This is a genomic window from Selenomonas sp. CM52 (genome assembly GCF_000292955.1).
GTDB lineage: Bacteria > Bacillota > Negativicutes > Selenomonadales > Selenomonadaceae > Selenomonas.
Genome location: NZ_ALNM01000020.1, coordinates 64,382 through 83,025, shown reverse-complemented (window position 1 = coordinate 83,025; position 18,644 = coordinate 64,382). Strand labels below are relative to the sequence as shown.

Here is an 18,644-nt window from a genome sequence, read left to right as displayed (position 1 = left end):
AGAAAAAAATAGCGTATCCAACAAGACAAAAGACCCCGAAGCCATCGCGTGATAGCTTCGGGGCTTTTCCCTGCGAGCGTCTCAATCCTGCGTCTCGTCCTTTTCCACATGCTCTTTCCAGCTGCCGCGCTCGGCGCTCGGATCGGCTACAGCTTCCGCCACATAGGCGCTGACGGCGTCGAAGTTCCTGCGCACGCCCGACTTCGTGTTGCGGTAGGTCACAGCGTTCTTCTGGTTGACGCCGATGCTCGCCGCTTCCTTCTCCGCGTCGATGTTCGCGCCGAGGTAGATGAAATCCCAGCCTGCCTTCTCCTGCTTGTCGGAAATCATCTGTTTGACCTTCTCGCGCGTGAACTCCTCGCTGGCGTTCTCCAGGCCATCCGTGATGATGACGAAGACGACCTTCGTATCCTCGTTCTCGACGCCCTCCGTGCGTGCGACCTTGAGGATTGTCGAGCCTACGGCGTCCAAAAGCGCTGTCGTGCCGCCGACCTCGTACTCCTTATCCGTCAGCGGCTTGATGCGCCGGATATCTTCGCGGTTATAGATCGTATCGATCTTGTCGTTGAAGAGCACCGTCGTGACATTGACCTTCGCATCGAGCTTCTTCTCCTTCTCGATCATGGAATTGAAGCCGCCGATCGTATCCGACTCCAGCCCCGACATCGAGCCGCTCTTGTCAAGCACCATCACGAGTTCCACGCGCGCGGGCTTCTCCTTGGCCGCCGCTTCGGCGGGTACGGCAGATCCCAAGAATACACAGAGTGCAAGCGCGAGAAAGGAAAGCGTCCATTTTTTCCACATGTTCAAGACCTCCTCTTTTCTTGTAGTCTCCACTGTTTTCATTATAGCGCATTTTTCTTTGCGGCGGTACTGGTAAGTATGACAGGATGATGAAAATTCGAGAAGGCAACCAGCCGTACGTCGGGGGCTTCTTCCGCGATGTGTTCGAATGTATGACGGCCGGTGTAAGGTTATGCGGCGGATTTATCAACGCAGAGAGGGCGAAAAAGATGCACCAAGATGGCGGTACTGCATGTATCAACGCCTCCTTGATTCTTGCGCACACCCAGGACACAAAAAAGGCGTGCCGTACAGAACCATACGCCTTTGTACAACACGCCCTTTGATACCGTTTTGCAGAGCCGCCTTGCTTTCGATGCAGGGGGATACTCAGAATTTCCAATCCATACGGGCACTGCCCATCCAGCCGCTCCTATGGCCCTGCCAGCCGGACAGATTGACCTCGCAGGTGACACGCCCGTGCTTTGGCGTACTGCGCCAGCCGAGTTCCATGAAAACGCTCGCGCCGGTTGCACTGGAGGCAGGCATATCGTAGCTCTGGAAGTGTGCCGTCGCACCACCCGCCATCTCATATTCAAGCGCGAGCCCCGCATACAGTGCAGAGGCGGAGCCAAAGCGCGTGTAGCGTGCCCCTGCACGCAGGCGATGCGAGTCCGTCGCGTGGAAGTCGTACGTCTCTCCCGTATTCAACTGCGCGGATACGCCATTCGTATGCGACCAGAAGTAGCGTGCATAGCAGTCGAGCTGCGCCGCACTGCCCACTGGCCGCGTCTTGCCGACACCAAGCTGCACCGCCCAGTACGGCGCGGTATAACGATAGGTGGTGAGCTGTGAGGCGTGGACTTGCCCGTGATAGTTTGCCTTGGTGCTGCCGCCGTGCAGGACTGCCTCCATCCACACGCCGTTCGTGCGATCCATCCGTGCCAGAACTCCCGCGCCGAGATAGCTGAGATCCCCGCTGCCATGCGTACCGTCGCCCATGTAGCTGTCATATTTCCCCGTTGCATACTCAACGAAAGGGCTGAACAGGAGTTCTCCGCCCTTTCGTGCAAAGATGCGGGAGACACCGACCGCCATGTTGGACGCATGCAGGTCGATATCCGAGTCGGTCTTCGTGCGCATACTGCTCTTTTGCACGTCGGCCCAGATTCCATACTGCCGCCTGCGCTCACGATCGTCATCCGCAGCCCCCATGCCGGCGGAGGCGAGGAGATCTGCACCGCGTTTAATCAGCTCGTTCGTCGCTGTGCGCGTCTCGATGAGGGAGCGAGTCCGCGGGTTGACGGTACTCGCCCGCAGCGTTGCAACCAGTTCCTCGTTGCCGCGCCGCCAGACATCGAAGGCATAGCTGACGGAGACGCCTTGCATGGTCTCAGCTTCCCGCGCCATTCCAGTGATGTTAAGCGTCCCGCCCGGCGCGACGCGCAGCAGGCTGACGGTGTCGCCGGGACGCAGGACGAGCGCGTGCCCCTTCACGCCGACACCGACGGAGACCCCCGAGAGGCTCTGCGTCATCGTACGGAGCTGCAAGCGCGTCGGGCTGGCGGGGCTCGCCATCGGGTCGAGGTAGAAGTCCAAATGCTGCACATAGATGAGCTTCTCCGCCTTTGCCGTTCCAACGCCATGGATCGCAAGAAGGTTGTTGCTCTCACGGTTGCCGCCGGAGAAGCCGCCAAAGATCACACCGTCCACCTCCGCGCCGTTCTTGAGGTTGACGATGTTCTTCGACCCGCGTGCTCCGTAGCCGCCGTAGACGTTACCCTGCATGATGCGAACGCCGTCGAGCGTGACGACGTTCCCCTCGGCGTTGCCGAGCAGACTGCGTCCGCCATAGACGTTGCCGCGCACCGAGCCACCCGTGATCGCGACACTGTTGTTGTTCGCGGAGCCGATGCCGGAAAAACCACCGATTACGGTCCCACGAATGTCGCCCCCGGAGATGGCAACGCGGTTGCCATCGGTCTGCCGACCGCTGCCGCCATAGACGACGCGCAGCGTTCCGCCGGTGATCTCGACAGTATTGCGCAGTGCCTTGCCCCGCAGTGAGACACCACCGACTGCGGTACGGACGGTACCGCCCGAGACGACGAGTTGGTTGTCCTCCGCATTTCCTCCGCGTCCGCCGTGCTCCTGCGGAGCAATGCCGCCGCCCGCAGTGTTCGCCCAACCGCCGGAGATGTGCACGGTATTGTGCCGCACATTTCCACTCTTGCGCACGCGCCCGCCATAGATCCCCTTCTCGGCACGACCGCCGCTCATCTCCACAGTGTTCCACTCCGCGTCGCCAACGCGCAGGCCGTCCGTCCCCGTGACATTCCCACCGTAGATCTCATCCGTCACAGTGCCGCCCCGCATGATGACCGTGTTGTGATGTGTTCGGCCGGACAGTGCCGCCCCGTTCAGATGTCCGCCGGAGACACGCCCCGTCAGATGTGCGCCGGGCAGGATGACGAGGCGGTTGCCGTAGGTGTCGCCCCCGCCCTCCGTGTATCCTGCCGCGATATAGCCTTGATTCAGTACGTGCGGCGGGTGGTGCGTACTGTCAACAGTCAGCGTGTTGTCGTAGACGTTGCCGCTGTCGCTCTCAGAGCCGATGTATCCCGCTGCACGCGGATTCGTATCCGGCCCTGACCAGTCGCGTGAGGATACGATGTCATGTCCCGTAACATCCGCCGCAGCGACGTACTGCGGAAACAACGCTGCACCCGCTGAGATGGCGAGCCCAATCATCAGCGCCAAACCTCGTCCTTCCCTTTTTCCCATGTAAAATTCTCCTTTCTCTGTGAAGAGGTCGCTGATAAAACCTATCCCCATCCCAAGCGCTTTATCATATTGCTATAGTTCTTACATCCTATCAAAGAAACAAGCCAGACGCACAGATGTTGTGCTATATGGAGGATTTGCCGACAATGAAAGGGCGAAAACGATGCGCTAGGATGGAGGCACTGAATTTATAGCTGATCCTTTGGTCCTATTTCTCGTAGTATAGTAGACTTCTTATCTTTTGTCAACAGAAAAATCCCCCTGTGCTAGGTCAAAAGGGGGATTTTTAAAATAAATTGACGAAAAAAGTTTCATTTTGGAAACCGTTCAGTTAAACTTTAGTTGAGAACCAAAAGCAACTGAAAGGGAAACCAATAAACTTGCAATCTTCCGTTTGCGCGTGTAGTTTATTCTATAGCAATCCCTGGGTAAAAGGCTTTTGCCATCATCTTTATGCCGTCGATGGTATGGCAGAGCGGGCCGTAGGTATAGCTGAGCGGGATGCTGTAGATACGACGGTTTTGCACGCATTTCGTATGCTGCAGGCCTGGATGCTCATAGATCTGCTGCAGGCAGACACCGTACTCGGCATGGCTGCAGATGACCATCAGTACGTCGGGATCTTCCTTCGCGATGTGCTCAAATGTGATGACGGCCGGTGTCTCGATCGCTTCGGCACCGATCTGTTCCGCCATGTTGCCCGCGAGTTTGCTTTTGTCGTACGAAACGAACGTGCTCATAAGCTCGATCAGCATGACGCGCGGCTTGGGATATCCTTGTGCTTTTTCGTTGATTTCATCAATACAGTCGTAGGTTTCTTGCACGATGTGCTCGGCGGCGGATTCTGCGTGGAAAATACGTCCGTAGTCTCGGATGCTTTCCATCTCCTGTGCCACAGTTTCCTTGATGTAGTGTCGCCTCGGCTGTGAACTGCTCAGATTGACAAGCGTTTTTACACCGTGTGCGTTCCAGTAGTCTGTGCTGCCCAAACTGTTCCGCGTAAAGCAGTATTGATTCCCGATGATGAGATCGGGGCGTGCCTGCATGACATATTCCATATGAAGCTGTTGATTCATGGCGCGTGGCAGGGTTTCTAAAATGCGGGCATTCTCCTCCTTCATGGGAAAAGGACCGTCGTTGTTTGCTGCAGCCAGAAGGATCGAGGAAGCCGCGCCAAGCTCGATCAACGTCTCCGTCTCATTGTCGCCAACGACGAGGACGCGCTTGGGCACTTCGGTGAATATCTGCACATTCTTCCCTTGTACGAAGTAATTGTCGATGCGCAAGTTCTCCACGCGCACAGGAACGCCCTCCGTTGGAGCGCTTTCTTCCCCTGCAAAGGAGCAGCCGAGGAAGAAAGCGCAGACTGCGTTCAGGATGACAGCATACCATGATGTTTTCTTCATGAGTCAGACGCGCTTTCTCTTCAATAGAAGATGCAGAAAAATCGGGCTGCCGAGCAGGCTGACGATGATGCCGATCGGCATATCGCCATTCTCCAACGCCAAACGGCTGAAAACATCTGCCCACGCGAGGAAGCCTGCGCCCAAGGCGACGCATACCGGCAAAAGCCGCTCGTAACTGCTGCCCACGAGCAATCGCGCGATGTGAGGCACTGCCAGGCCGACGAAGCCGATGATTCCGGCGTTGTAGACGACCATGGCCACCGCCATGGCGCATAGGAAGATATACCGGCTGCGGCTCTTCTCCAAGCGATAGCCAAGCGTGCTCGCTTCGATATCGCCGAGGAGCATCAGATTCAGTATGCGTGTGCGTAACAGGAAAAAGACGATGATCGGCAAGGCAATGCTGGCGAGATAGAGGTTCTTATCCCAGCCGCTGCGCTCCAGACTGCCGAGCAGCCAGTAGGAGATGTTCGCCACCGTGCGCGAATTGGGAGCAAGAGAGATGATGAGGCTGATGGCGGCACTGCAAACGGCATGGATGCCCAGTCCTGCAATCAAGGTCATGAAGGACTTGCCCTCTCCATAGCGGTGTGTGAGCCACAGCACGAGGAAAGTCGAGAGCCCCGCGCCGATAAAGGCGCCCAGCGGTACGGCGGAGAATCCTGCAAGCACTGTGATGTTCGCGCTCATCATCAGGACAGCGCCCAGTGCTGCGCCAGAAGAGATGCCCAAGAAATACGGATCTGCCAGCGGATTGCGAAAGAGCGCTTGCATGACGGCGCCTGTGACGGCGAGCGTACCGCCTGCCAAAAGCGCCAGGACGAAGCGCGGTGCGCGCATGTACGCCAAGACATCTGCATGAATGGGGGCGATCTGTGGATTCGTCGGATCGACGAGAAACAGCACAACCTCATGGAAGTCCACATTGACGATGCCGCGCGTCATGGCCGCCAATGGCAGGAGCAGAAGCAGGACGGCGATCGTCGCATACAATATGATGTTTTTGTTTTGTTCTTTCATAGAGGAGGCCATCCTATACGGCAGTCGGTCATAGTCCCCACGCAGTTCAGATTCACTCGTCTTACATGAAGACGTTATATCTCTGCCGGAATACGAGATAGATGAAGAGCGGTGCGCCGACGAGCGCAAACATCACGCCCAAGGGGATTTCCACGCCGGGAATCGGAATGAGCGAGCGTGAAAGGAGATCCAGAAGGACGGCGGTCATGCCGCCGAGCATGACCGCTGCGGGCAGCAGTACGCGATGGTCGGCGCCCAAAAGGCTGCGTACGATATGCGGAAGTACGAGGCCGATGAAGCCGATCATGCCTGCGTTGTAGACGATGAGGCCGACCAAAAGGCCGTTGCAGAGCAAGTACTTCGTCAAGTGATCCTTGGCATTGACGCCCAAGGTGATCGCCGTGTCGCGTCCCAAGAGGAGGATATTCAGTACGCGGCTCTGCGTCATGAAATAAAGGAATATCGCGACGACGACGACGCATAGGATGAGCGATTGAGTCAAGGAGGCGTTTGCCACACTGCCCATGAGCCAGAAGGTTATGGACTCCATGCCCTCCGTGTCGCTGGCCTTGTAGACGAGAAAGCCTGCGAGCGATGAGAAGACGAGTCCCATCGCCAAGCCTCCCAGGAGAAGATTGGACAAATCGCCATTCTCTCGACGGGCAAAACCGATGACGAGGACGGAGACAAAAAGCGCACCGGCAAATGAGCACGCACCGATGCCGATCGCACCGAACAGAGAGCCCAGTCCGAGGAAGAGGCCCGCCGCCGTGCCGAAATATGCGCCTGACGATACGCCCAAGACATAAGGATCGGCCAATGGATTCTGCACGATCGCCTGCATGATGAGCCCGGACAAGGTCAGTCCCATGCCCACGCAAAGTGCGAGGAGCACGCGCGGCAGACGAAGCTCATAGAGGATGCTCGCAGTGAGCGCATCGTCGCCATTTCCTGTGGGCATCCCGAAAATGGCGGACATGGGAATATCCGTCAGTCCAGACGAGACCCCCCACCATGCGACGAGCAATTGCAGCGGCAGGAACAGCAGAAGAAGCTGCATCGTCCCCATCGTCTTGAGCTTTTCCAGCATCATGGTCTCATCCCTCCATCAGCCTTCAAAACTGCACGACGAAGACAGGCAAACGCAGAAGTCCGTTTGCCTGTCCTTACTATCAGATTTCGAAATTCGCTGCGAACGACACCGAGCGCGGCGCACTCAATTGCAAGCTATCCGCTCCCGCGACGGGAATCCAGTAGTCCTTGCCGGTCACGTTGTAGCACATCAAAGTCAGCGTGACGGGGGTCGTTCCCATCTTCGTTTCATAAGAAGCGCCGAGATCGACCTTCCAGGAAGCGGGCACGCTGAGAGTCTCGTTCTTGATGTCGGCTCTTCCGAGATACGAAACTCGGCCGATCAAAGACCATGCCGGATCGACATGATAGACGGCGCCGATCGTACCGGAGAATTTCGACGTACCGCCGACGGCTTTGCCGTCGTTCGCGCCGTCCTTCGTTTTTGACTGCTTGGCGTCGAGATACATCATGCCGCCGACCAGATCGAGGCGCTTGCTGATTTTCCCTGTGAACGCCCATTCAAATCCTGTGTTTTCCTGCTCACCATCGTTGAGACGATACTTTCCGTCGGGACGCATGACGTCGATCGTATTCGCTTTGCGAATCTTGAAGAGGCTCAGCGTGTTGACGAAATCTCCCTTCTTGATCTTCACGCCGAGTTCATCCTGTTTCGTCTTTGCAGGCGGCAAGACTTCGCCCTTGTTTTTGTAAGAAGCGCCAGAGACGAGCGTCCCGGCATTGAATGACTCACTGTGGCTGACGTAACCCATGATTTCCGGTGTGAATTTGTAGCTCAAGGCGAAGGTCGGGCACGTCGCGTCGGAATCCTGGCGCTTCTGACCGACTCTCGTATAGCTCGATTTATGCCCGTGCAGACCCAGCGTAAGCTGCAGGCGATCATCCATGAACTTCATCGTATCTACGAGATGATAGCCTGTCATCTGCTGCTTGAACTGCAGCGGCGGCTGATAATCGGGCAGTGGCACGCTTGCCCACGAGTTGTTGCGGTAGAGATTGCCTGTGCCGCTCCAAAGATCGCCGCCGCCCGAGAAACGGTTGACCCAATTCTTGTCGAAGCCGATGATGTATTCGTGCTTGACATCTCCTGTCTGAAAATCGCCGCGCAGGCCTGTGCCGAAATAGATACGCGTATGACCGAGCGGCCAATATTCAGCATTGATCGTGAAATCACCATCGTTCGAGGTCAGTTTAGGCGTGCCTTCATAGTACTTGTCATAATCGAACTTATGGTGTCCGAAATTGATATATGCCGTTACATGATCGTTGAGCTTTTGCTCGTGGTTGAGGATGATCCATGTGTCCTTGTATGTATGATAGAGCCAAGACGGCGTGTAGCTCTTCCTTGCATCGGGCGCCTTGGGCAGTACTGTCAGATTGCCCACACTGAAGCCGTCACCGCCGCCCTCGTACTTGATGCGGCTGTATCCGAGCATCAAGTTCGTCGTTGAGCGTTTTCCCTGATGATCGAAGTTCACGAAGATGTTGTTCTGTTTGAGATTCTTGTCCTCCTGCACCGTTTCGCCGCCGATGTGGTTGGCCGCGACGCGCAGGCCAAATGCCTTGTCTGCACCGAAGCGCCGGCCGATATCAACACCTTGCTCGAACGATCTGCCGCCGTTGTAGGAGAGGCGTACATCCGTATTGTCCTTGGTCTGCGCCCTCTTCGACTGGAAGTTGATCGAGCCGCCAATCGTATCGGAGATGTTCGTCCCGTTGACGCCGAGATTGGGCCCTGCGACTACAGTGGCGTTTTCAATCCAGTAGTAAGGCAGGTTGCCTGAACTCATCGCACCGGGAATGCCGTTGATGTACATGGAATAGCCGTTTTGCTGGAAGCCGCGAATCGTCACGGAGTGAACGCTCTTGCTCGAAGAAGCACGTACGGAAGGAACGAGAGAGAGTGTGTCCATCACGCCGCTCTGCGGCGTAGAAAATGTCTCGATCGCTTTCTGGTTGACAGTCGTGACACTGAAGGGCAGTTCCAAGGAATCCTTCTCTCCTAGAATGCCCGTCGTACTCTTCCTCTCGATCATGCCGCCGCGGAAGGTCTTGCGATCTCCTAGAACTGTGAGATCGGGTAGATGATATTCGCTGTCGGCGCTTTCCTGCGCTGTGCTATGAGATTCTTCCGCTTCAGCTGCCGTTCTTGCAGCTTCCTCCGCGAAGGCGTCATGCGCTGCGCCGAAGGAACATCCCATCATCAAGGCTGTCAATAAGAGTCGTTTACTTGCTTTTTTCACGGTGATCCATGCTCCTCTCCCCATCGCTCGTGGGTCCATCGATGAGCGTCAAACAGGCAGTTCTCCTGGCTCGGCGTCATAACTCCTCTGCCTGCCTTCCCAAAGCTTGCGCCCCAGTGGCAATCGCGGCAAAATTGCTCGTCCTTACAGTGGCGGGACCGCGTCGGCTTCTACCGACTTCCCTATTAAGCCTCGAGGGCACCTGTTCCACTTATCGTACTACTAGAACTTTTAGTTATACCGCAAATATCGTAATATGTTTCTTATCTTTTGTCAACAGAAAAATCCCCCGCCGCAGACATTCTGTCTGCGGCGGGGGATTTTCTCTGCCGATGAATCGCGTCAGTCGAAGTCGGTATCTCTCTTTAAGATCGTGCCGTCGGTGGCGCGCAGGTCGTATTCGTACTCTTCTGTGCCGCGTTTCAGCTCGATGGAGTAGACAAGCTCGCCCCGCTTCGTGTGCAGTTCCAGCTCGTAACGGTCGAGGTCGTCCATGGAAAGATCGGCGTCTTCCAGCGCAATCCCCATCGCCTCTACGTCTTCGATCACATCGTAGTCGCTGATGACGAGCTTCGTACGCGTGTGCTTCCACGATTTTTCCCGCACGTCGATGATCTCGCCCGTCTTGGCGTCGAAGTCGATGTCCACGCCGCCCGCGTTCGTCTCAAGCTCCACGCGGTAGGTCGGCATGTAGCCGCGCCCGTCGAATTTGATCTCGTAGTTCGTGAGATCGCCCTCATTGAGTCCCGATTCGGCAATCGCCTGAACCTTGATCGTGTCGTAGCCCACGAAGTCGGCTGTCGCCGCCTCAGCGACGGAAAGGAACGGCGTATCGCTTCCCTTCGCGGCGGGAGCTGCGACTGCGGCAGTCCGCAGTGCAGGTGCGTGAAGCGTCGTCTGTCCTTGGAAGATTCCCACGCCGAGCGCGACGAGTGCACCCAAGCTCAGAGCGCCCGCCACGGGAGCTGCCATCTGCCATTTTTTCATCTTTATCGTCTCCTCTCATCGTATCCATTCACTTTCGCTATTTCAACATGCTCAGTATACCATGCTGCGTTAAAAGGACGATAACAAACAGATAAACAAAAGATAAACTATTTGTACCGATTCACTTCGTAAGCGTCGTGCGGCTTTTGCATGAAAATATCTGGCCGCAGACTCAATGGTTCGCCGCCGTGTAGATCTTCAAAGCGAACGCACGGTCGACGGGGTGGAATGTGCCGACTGTCTTCGTGCCGTGCGCCGTCACGTTGTCGGCGAGCGCTTCCAAGGCGCCGTGCGTCAAGATGCCCGTCGGAAGTTCTCCGAGCGAGGTCGGCAGCTTCAGCGAGCGGAAGAAATTCTCCGTCTTGCGGATGCCCGCACGCGCCCGCTCTTCGGCAGATCCCGCATCGACGCCCCAGACCTTCTCGGCAAAGCGCGCGAAGCGCTCGGGGCGATCTTCGTAGACGGCACGCGCCCACGCGCCCCAGAGCGCCGTCAGGGACTCGCCGTGATTCGTGTCGTAGCGTGCCGACAGCGCATGACCGAGCTTGTGCACGGAGAAATCCTTGTCGCGGCCGAGTCCCGTAAGTCCGCAGTGCGAGATCGTGCCGCACCACATGATCTCGCTCATCGCCTCGTAGTTTTTGTGATGTGCGAGGGCGATGGGCGCATACTTCGCGACGTTCTGCAGGAGCGCTTCGGCGAGGAGATCGGTGAATTCGTTGCCTTCCGTATGCGTCATGTAGCGCTCAAGCGTGTGCATGACGATGTCGGCGATGCCCGCCGCAAGCTGCGGCGAGGACAGGGAAAAGGCCAGCTCGGGGTTCAAAATGGCAAAGGCGGGTCGGTTGAACGACGACGGCAGTCCCGCCTTCTCGCCCGTCTCCTCGTTCGTCAGCACGGAAGAATCGCTCGTTTCGCTGCCCGCCGCAGGAAGCGTCAAGATGACGCCGACAGGCAGGCTCTTTTTGAGCTCGTTCTTACCCGACCAGAAATCCCAGATGTCGGTATCGGGATTTGCCGTGCCATGCGCGATGGCCTTCGCCGTGTCGATGACGCTGCCGCCGCCGACGGCGAGAAGGAAATCCGCCTCGAAGTCGATCGCTTCGCGCACGGCCTCACGCGCAAACGAAAGGCGCGGATTCGGCCGCACGCCGCCCCGGACGGAGAAGGCAAGGCCCGCCGCTGTGATGACGCGTTCGACGCGCGCGAGCAGCCCGCTCTTGATGACACTGCCGCCGCCATAAACGATAAAGACGCGATGTGCGCCGTACTTTCGAAGAAGCTCCGCCGTGCGCTCCTCGACGCCACGGCCAAATACGATCTCTGTCGGACAATGAAAAGAAAACTCCTGCATGTTCGTACCTCCCCATCTTCAATGCTGCAAAATTCCTGCACGGTGCAAGCGGTCGGAGGCGAAAACTGCACGCCTCTGACCTCGAATCAGATCCAGCTCGGCTCTCGGCGCGAGGGAGAGATGGGCGGCGTGAGGAACTCCGGGCGGTCGCTGTCTTCATCGCTCCAATCATCCCAGCCATCCCAGTCGCTCCAATCATCCCAATCGCCCCAGTCGTCCCAAGGCGTTCGGTCATCGGGCGAGCCGAGAGCACCTAAATCGCCCGGACTGCTCCCGCCCATGCCGATGCCGTCCGCGGCCTTCTTTTTCGCCCGCCAGGTCTTGTCCTGCCAGCCACCCTTCAAGCGGAGCAGGAAAGGCTCTGCCTCGCTCTTGCTGTTTGAGATGATGTACTCCGAGATGCCGTTCGCGTCATAGATGTCCCGCTTGCTGCGCAGATACATCATGCAGACGAGCTGCGTCTTCTTGAGATCCGTCTCACCCGGCGGCAGATAGCAAAAAGCGATGTCGCGTCCGACGCTATGTTCGCCAAAACGTGCTACGTCATAAATCTGCGCGATTTCGAGAAATAGCTCCGCCGCATCCGCGAGCTGCTTTTCATCCGTCAGAAAAACGGTATCGACGCCGCCTTGGTAGCCGAGATGCGCCGCCTTCTCCTCGGGCGTAATGAAGCGCAGGCCGCGCTTTTTCGCGCACTCCTGCACCTTGTCGTTGAGCCGGTCGAGGCAGCGCGCGGGATAGTCGGTATAGTAGGAGCGTCCGCCCGGCAGGATGATGAAGGGAATCGACGCATTGATGGGCGCGACCTTCGCATGCGCGGTGAACGTGAAGTCGCGCTCCTTGTCACGGAAGGCATAGTCGACCCTTTTCCACGGCTTCTCCTGCGTGACCGTCTCGCCCAGATATTCAAGCTCGACGGGAAAATCGTACTCCGCCTCGATTTTTTCGCGCACCTCATAGGCGGAATACGGCTCGCTGTTTTCATCGCAGCCGCCCGTGAAGAAATAATATATGCCGTAGACTCCCAAGCCCACAAAGAGGAAAAACGCCGCAAAGCCGATCGCAATCGCCAGCTGCGCGTCCTTTGGCACATTCATAGGCTTCCTCCTCTCCATCGTTTGCTGAATTGTTTTCTCCATTATACGTTTTCTTATGGCGCAGCGTCAATATACGGCTTGTCCGCCGCAGGCACTCGTGCTGTACGCAGGGCGGCAAACGGCGACTTTTATATATAAGCAGCCGATATATCATACGCTGGCGGCAAAGACGATGAACGGCAACCCGATATGCAAAAAGCCCCCGACTTTGCATGTGGGGGCTTTTTCGCTTTGCTGTCTCAGAATGTCATATTTACGCCGCCGCGCCAGATTCTGCCGTCATGGGCGAATTCAACACTTTCTCTGTCAAGGATGTTATCAATGCCAAGGTATGCACTGCAGTGATCGTTGATCTTCTTATTAACGACAAGGTTTAAAACGCTGTCGGCATAGTTCTTTTTATCCAAATAGTAGCCTGAAATCCAATCGTTCCAAAGCGTCGCACCCCAGCCGTTCTTCTCATCGTCGTAACTCAATTGCAGACTGAACTTGTGATAGGCGCTTCCATCGATTCGATTGTCCTTTCCATCACGCGCATCAAGATACGTGTAGAGACCGCGCACAGTGAAATTGTCTCCCATCTTCTGCTTTGCTTCAAACTCAAGACCTTGCATTGTCGCTTCTTTTTTGTTCACCTGCACCATTTTGTAGATTTTTTTCATCGGATCTATTTTGGGAACCGAGGTGATCATATCATCGACCTTATTGTGGAAATATGTAATCTTGCCGAAGGTTTTTCCTTTCTCCCACTCAAAACCAAGATCGAAATTCAGCGCTGTTTCCGGCTTTAAATCTGGATTTCCTTGCAGCCAAAATACCCATCCCGGGGGCAACATACCGCTTGCCGGCATACCGGGCCAATCGAGGTAAAGCTCACTCGCCGTAGGTGCGCGATACGCCGTACCGATGTTTGCCTTGAAGCGCAGATCTTTATTGATCTTATATGTCGTACCGAGTTTGCCGGTCACCTTATTGCCGAAGGAGCTGCTGTGATCCCAGCGCAGCGAGGGAATGAGCAGCCAGTCAGGATGCACGAGCCACTCGTCCTGCACATAAAGGGCTGCGTAGTTAACCGAGCTTTTTCCGAGCCGCTGCGTGATGCCCTCACGAGAGAGATATGATACGGATTTATTGCCCTTTATGCGCGTGCTTGCATAATCTTCCTTGCGATACTCTCCGCCGAAGGTCAGCAGATGATCTTTCGTCAGCTGCATGGAGCGCCTGCCATCAAAGACGAGGGAGTCGAAGGTCATATCATCAAAGCCGAGAAGCTTCCTATTCCCTCGGTTCCTCCGATCTTGTTCCTTATGAAAGTGCGTGTAGTAGACTTGCGCCTCATAGTCACCGCGCTTGTCGCGCCCCGCATACTTGATGCCTGTCGATACGCGCACATTATCATAATCTGCGCTTTGCGCGCTCGATTCCTTCGCCTGGAGATCCTCGCCCAAATAATCCGCGAAAACATCGAGCCACTTGTCCTGTGCCACATCCATACGACCTTCGATATTAAAGAAATACTTCTTGCCGTAAGGATAGCTCTTAGCGTCCGTGCCGCGCTCGCGATAATCCGAGCGTTTGAAGCTCGTTGAAATATTCCATTTTCCCTGCTTTCCCGTGTCGAAACGAACGCCGACATCGTTGCGCCGGCTCGTCCAATCCGCCGTAACGCTTGTTTTTTGTTCGTCCGCTTTCTTGCGGATGATGTTGATGACGCCGCCAAGAGCTTCCGAGCCGTAGAGCGAGCTTGCCGCGCCGCGCACGATTTCGATACGCTCAACATCGTCCATATTGACGCGATCCAACTCATAGAAATTCATCGTGGATCCTGTATCTTCCGTACGTACACGCCGCCCGTCGATGAGAATCAGCGTCTGGTTCGTTTTCATACCGCGAATGGATACGTGATTGCCCACCATGCCATTTTCCAAAGTGTCCAGACCGAGCGCAAGCTGCAGCGCCTGCAACACAGACTCTGCGCCCATCTTGTCGATGTCCTCGCGCGTAATGACTTCGACCGAGCTTGGCGATTCCTTGACCTCCTGCTTCGTCCTCGATGCCGTGACGACGACTTCATTCGTCTTGATGTGCGCCGCCTCCTCCTGCTTCTTCTCCGCCGCCTGCACGGGGACGCTCATGGCGGCGAGGACGGCTGCCGTCAGCAGCAGGCTCTTCTTCTTTGTGATCTTTTTCAGCATTACTCCATCTCCTTATCCTTGTATTCCTATGAGATATATGGATACAAAGGCCGCAAGGGAGCGAAACGGCATCGCTTCCCTGGCAAGCCTGGAAAAACCTTCCTTATTTCGCCTGTGGATACATGATGTCGGCGAGCACCTCAAGTGCATCCGCCGCACGCACGCCGGGATTGATGGCGAAAAGTTCATAAGGCAGGACATAGACGCGCCCGTTCTTCACAGCGTCTACATCGGCCCACGCCTCGCTCTCCTGCAGGTCGCGGCGCATCTTCGGCTCAAGCGTTTCCGTCGGGCCATGCACGATGGCGAAGATGATCGAGGGATTTTCGCGTGCGACGAACTCCATGGAAAGCGGCAGATAGCCGCCGTCGCCCTCGGCGTGGTCGGCGATATTGCCGCCGCCGAGCAGTTCGATGAGTCCGCCCGTGAAGCATTTCTTCGTGCCCATGTTGAAGCTCTCGGGCGAGCCGAAGACGAGCAGACTCTTGGGCGGTGTGCGCCCTGCGGCACGTTTTTCAACCGCCGCGAGCTTGTCCTTGATCGTCTGCACCTCTTTGGCAGCCGCTTTCTCATCTCCCGTGAGCTTGCCGTAGAAGGTCAGTGCATCGAAGAGCGAGGGCACATCGTCGAGTGCCTGAATGTAAATGGGAATGCCCGCATTGCCGAGCGTCTCTTCGAGATCGGTGTGAAAGGGCACGTTCGTGCCGATGACGAGATCGGGCTGCAGGGAGAGGATCTTCTCGATGTCGGGCTGGTGGATGATGCCGACTTCCTCGGCCTGCGCCGTCTTTTCCTTGACCGTCTCCGACAATGCCTGTGAGGTCGGCTTGCCAACGACGAAGTCTGCGCCTCCCGCTGCGACGAAGAGATCGAGGTTCGAAGCGTTTAATATGACGACGCGCTTCGGGTGCGCGGGCATGGTGACTTCGCGCCCCATGCTGTCCTTCGCCGTCAGCTCCTTCGCCTGCGGCGCTTCCTGCGCACGCGGCAGGAAGATGAAGACGACAGCCGCCGCGAGGCACAGGAGTGCGATGATGATACCAAACTTTCGCATAGAAACCTCCTTGATGTAGAATCGTAGAAATCAACTCGAGAAAGCACGAATAAAGCCAGCGTTTCCCAAGGAACCACTGATAAATTCAGCCACCCATCTTCACGCATCTGCGCTGTCCTCTCGTCGTCGACAAATCCTCGACGTAGCACCGCTACGCCTCCGGTTTACACTGAAACCCCAAGAGGTCAAGCCGAAGGCACAGATCGATTGGCTGGTTTCAGGTAAGGGCGGCGCACAATGTCCACAAAGTGGACGTTTGTGCGTGTAGCTTATCTCCTCGATAGATACAGCGCATCTGCGCAAATCTGGGCGACTTCATTTTATCAGCGTTTCCTAAAACTCCTGATATCGTTTCATGCGCCAGACGCCCCAGCCGAAGGCGAGCGCTGTCAAAAGCGCGAGCACGACGAACGAGAATAGCGCACCGCCGTCCCAGCCATCTGCCTGCAGCAGTGCGTTTGTATGGGCAAGCGGCAGCAGGGAGACGAGCCTCTGTACGATCTCGGGCAGGTTGGCGATGGGGAAGAAGGAGCCGCAGAAGAACGTCATCGGCGTGATGAAGAAGTTGATGATGACGGAAAACTGCTCCTGTCCGCGAATGGAAAGGCCTACAGCGACACCGAACGCCGCGAAGCAGAACGCCGTGAGCACGAGTCCCACGAAGCCCGGCACGGCAAGCAGCCGAATGTCGAAGAAGAGCCAGGCGGCAAGGAAGACCGCCGCCCCCGCGAGGATCGCTCGCACGGCGCCCGCAAGTGCGATGCCGAAGACGATCGAGGCGTCGCTCACGGGACTCATGCGCAGCACCGAGAACGTGCGAAAGTAGAAGCGTGCGGCGCTGACTGAGATCGCCGTCTGCTGGAAGCCGTTCATCATGACGGTGATGGCGAGCATCCCTTTGGCGAGGTAGGCGATGTAGCCGCCCGTGACTTCGACGGCGCTGCCGAGTCCCCAGCCGAAGGCGAGCAGGTAGATCATCGGAAAGAGCAGTCCCGAGAACAGGTAGCCCAAGCCGCCGATGCGATGGACGAGCATCGCCATCTCGCGCCGAAAGACCGGCCAGAAGCCAAGCGCAGTCACGAACACTCCTCCTCATGTGAGAGGCGCAGGAACGCCTGCTCAAGGTCTTTTGCATCGCCTGCCGCCGCGCGTATGCCCTCTGCCGTATCGAGGGCGCGCAGCCTGCCCGCACGCAAGAAGGCGATGCGCCCGCAAAGCCGCTCTGCCTCTTCCATGTAGTGTGTCGTGAGGAGCAGCGTCTTTCCGGCATCGCGCAGTTTGCGGATCAGCGCCCAGACCTCGTGCCTGAGATCGGGATCGAGTCCCGCGCTCGGCTCATCGAGGAGCAGCACGGCAGGATCGGTCATCGCCGCACGCGCGATGACGGCGCGTCGCTTCATGCCGCCCGAGATTTCTTCGGGACGCTTATCAAGAAAGTCCGAGAGGTGATACCGTTCTGCTGTCTGATGAACCATCTTTTCGGCATTCTTGATACCATAGAGCCGTGCGTAGGCGAGCAAGCTCTCTCCGACAGTCAGCTCGCTCTCCAGCGTATTCTCCTGCGGCACGAGGCCGATGAGACGGCGAAAGCGCACGCTGCGCTTCGCCGCATCCTCGCCGCATACATGGATCGTACCCGCATCGGGCCTTGCCAGTCCCGCGACGAGACGGATGAGCGTCGTCTTGCCCGCACCGTTCGGCCCCAGAAGCCCCATGACCGTGCCGCTTTCCACGTCGAGCGTCACGTCTTCGAGGATTTTCTTGCCCTTGCGGCTGCATGAGACGCCGGCGATGGCGATTGCCGTGTCCTTTGTGCTCATACGGCTTTCGCTCCATCGGCGACGCGCTCGGGCAGACAGAGCTTCGTGCGCCTTCCCGCAATCGTCACGTCGCGGACGACGCTCTCGACGCCGTAGAGTTCGCGCACGAGGGCTTCGGTGAAGACCGCCTCGGGCGCACCGTCGGCGAGCACCTGCCCGTCGTGGATGGCGATGATGTGATGGCTGTAGCGCACGGCTTGATTGAGATCGTGCAGCACCATGACGACGGTCAGCCCCAAGGACGCATGGAGTTTTTCCACAAGCTCCATGAGCGCCAGTTGGTGACGAATGTCGAGATACGTCGTCGGCTCGTCGAGGAGCAGCACTTCGGGCTGCTGCGCGAGCGCCATGGCGAGCCGCGCACGCTGGCGCTCGCCGCCCGAGAGGGCTAGGATCGGCCGCTGAGCGAACTTCTCCATTCCCGTTCGCGCCAGGGCTTCGCGACACGCCTCGCCGTCCTCCTTGGAAAAGGAATCCCAGAACTTCCGATGCGGCAGGCGTCCCATGCGCACAAGCTCCATGACGGTGATGTCGCCGGGCGGCTCGGCGCTCTGCGGCAGAAATGCGACCTTCTGTGCGACCTCGCGCTCCGTCTTCTGCCACAGATCCTCGCCCATGAACTCGACGCGCCCCGCACGCGGCTCCAAGAGGCGCGCGAGCGCCTTCAGAAGCGTCGACTTGCCCGAGCCGTTCGGCCCGATGATCGCGGCGATTTCCGCGCGATTTATGGAAGCCGTGACTTCATGGACGATCTCCGCCTTGCCGTAGCCGAGCGAAAGGCCGCATGCCTTCAAGATTTCTGCCATCGT

General features: G+C 57.3%; 14 protein-coding genes and 1 riboswitch. All 14 genes read right to left on the bottom strand.

Annotation, left to right across the window (positions count from 1 at the left end; genetic code table 11):
• Positions 1–81: 81 nt before the first annotated feature.
• The 14 genes from HMPREF1153_RS04810 to HMPREF1153_RS04740 all read right to left on the bottom strand — a co-directional run bounded on the left by HMPREF1153_RS04810 (position 82) and on the right by HMPREF1153_RS04740 (position 18,641).
• On the bottom strand, positions 82–804 hold the full coding sequence (locus HMPREF1153_RS04810; protein ID WP_037369873.1) for a vWA domain-containing protein: 723 nt from the start codon (positions 802–804) through the stop codon (positions 82–84).
• A gap of 369 nt (positions 805–1,173) precedes the next feature.
• Positions 1,174–3,567, bottom strand: coding sequence for a hypothetical protein (locus tag HMPREF1153_RS04800; RefSeq protein ID WP_037369867.1), 2,394 nt, complete (start codon positions 3,565–3,567; stop codon positions 1,174–1,176).
• 407 nt (positions 3,568–3,974) lie between these two features.
• Positions 3,975–4,973 (bottom strand): ABC transporter substrate-binding protein, encoded by a 999-nt coding sequence (locus HMPREF1153_RS04795; RefSeq protein ID WP_009645861.1) that lies wholly within the window; start codon positions 4,971–4,973, stop codon positions 3,975–3,977.
• Positions 4,974–4,976: 3 nt separating this feature from the next.
• Entirely contained in the window at positions 4,977–5,993 is a 1,017-nt protein-coding gene (locus HMPREF1153_RS04790; protein WP_009645763.1) for a FecCD family ABC transporter permease, read from the bottom strand.
• A gap of 61 nt (positions 5,994–6,054) precedes the next feature.
• Positions 6,055–7,086: a FecCD family ABC transporter permease gene (locus HMPREF1153_RS04785; RefSeq protein WP_009645867.1), complete on the bottom strand. Its 1,032-nt coding sequence runs from the start codon at positions 7,084–7,086 to the stop codon at positions 6,055–6,057.
• Between the two features lie 79 nt (positions 7,087–7,165).
• Positions 7,166–9,289, bottom strand: a complete 2,124-nt coding sequence (locus HMPREF1153_RS04780; protein WP_198003316.1) for a TonB-dependent receptor — start codon at positions 9,287–9,289, stop codon at positions 7,166–7,168.
• Between the two features lie 76 nt (positions 9,290–9,365).
• A riboswitch (cobalamin riboswitch) is annotated at positions 9,366–9,549 on the bottom strand.
• 121 nt (positions 9,550–9,670) lie between these two features.
• Positions 9,671–10,315, bottom strand: coding sequence for a PepSY domain-containing protein (locus tag HMPREF1153_RS04775; RefSeq protein WP_009645826.1), 645 nt, complete (start codon positions 10,313–10,315; stop codon positions 9,671–9,673).
• Positions 10,316–10,487: 172 nt separating this feature from the next.
• A complete protein-coding gene (locus tag HMPREF1153_RS04770) occupies positions 10,488–11,669 on the bottom strand; it encodes an iron-containing alcohol dehydrogenase (protein WP_009645762.1) in 1,182 nt (393 codons plus the stop codon).
• A gap of 86 nt (positions 11,670–11,755) precedes the next feature.
• Entirely contained in the window at positions 11,756–12,766 is a 1,011-nt protein-coding gene (locus HMPREF1153_RS04765; protein ID WP_232208193.1) for a hypothetical protein, read from the bottom strand.
• A 239-nt stretch (positions 12,767–13,005) separates the two neighbouring features.
• Positions 13,006–14,961, bottom strand: a complete 1,956-nt coding sequence (locus tag HMPREF1153_RS04760) for a TonB-dependent receptor plug domain-containing protein (protein WP_009645758.1) — start codon at positions 14,959–14,961, stop codon at positions 13,006–13,008.
• 103 nt (positions 14,962–15,064) lie between these two features.
• A complete protein-coding gene (locus tag HMPREF1153_RS04755) occupies positions 15,065–16,015 on the bottom strand; it encodes an ABC transporter substrate-binding protein (RefSeq protein WP_009645852.1) in 951 nt (316 codons plus the stop codon).
• Positions 16,016–16,348: 333 nt separating this feature from the next.
• Positions 16,349–17,095, bottom strand: a complete 747-nt coding sequence (locus HMPREF1153_RS04750; RefSeq protein WP_009645753.1) for an ABC transporter permease — start codon at positions 17,093–17,095, stop codon at positions 16,349–16,351.
• On the bottom strand, positions 17,092–17,835 hold the full coding sequence (locus tag HMPREF1153_RS04745; protein ID WP_009645877.1) for an ABC transporter ATP-binding protein: 744 nt from the start codon (positions 17,833–17,835) through the stop codon (positions 17,092–17,094). Before HMPREF1153_RS04745 ends, HMPREF1153_RS04750 begins: the two co-directional genes overlap by 4 nt.
• On the bottom strand, positions 17,832–18,641 hold the full coding sequence (locus HMPREF1153_RS04740) for an ABC transporter ATP-binding protein (RefSeq protein WP_006192569.1): 810 nt from the start codon (positions 18,639–18,641) through the stop codon (positions 17,832–17,834). The genes HMPREF1153_RS04745 and HMPREF1153_RS04740 overlap by 4 nt, the downstream gene beginning before the upstream one ends.
• Positions 18,642–18,644 lie beyond the last annotated feature (3 nt).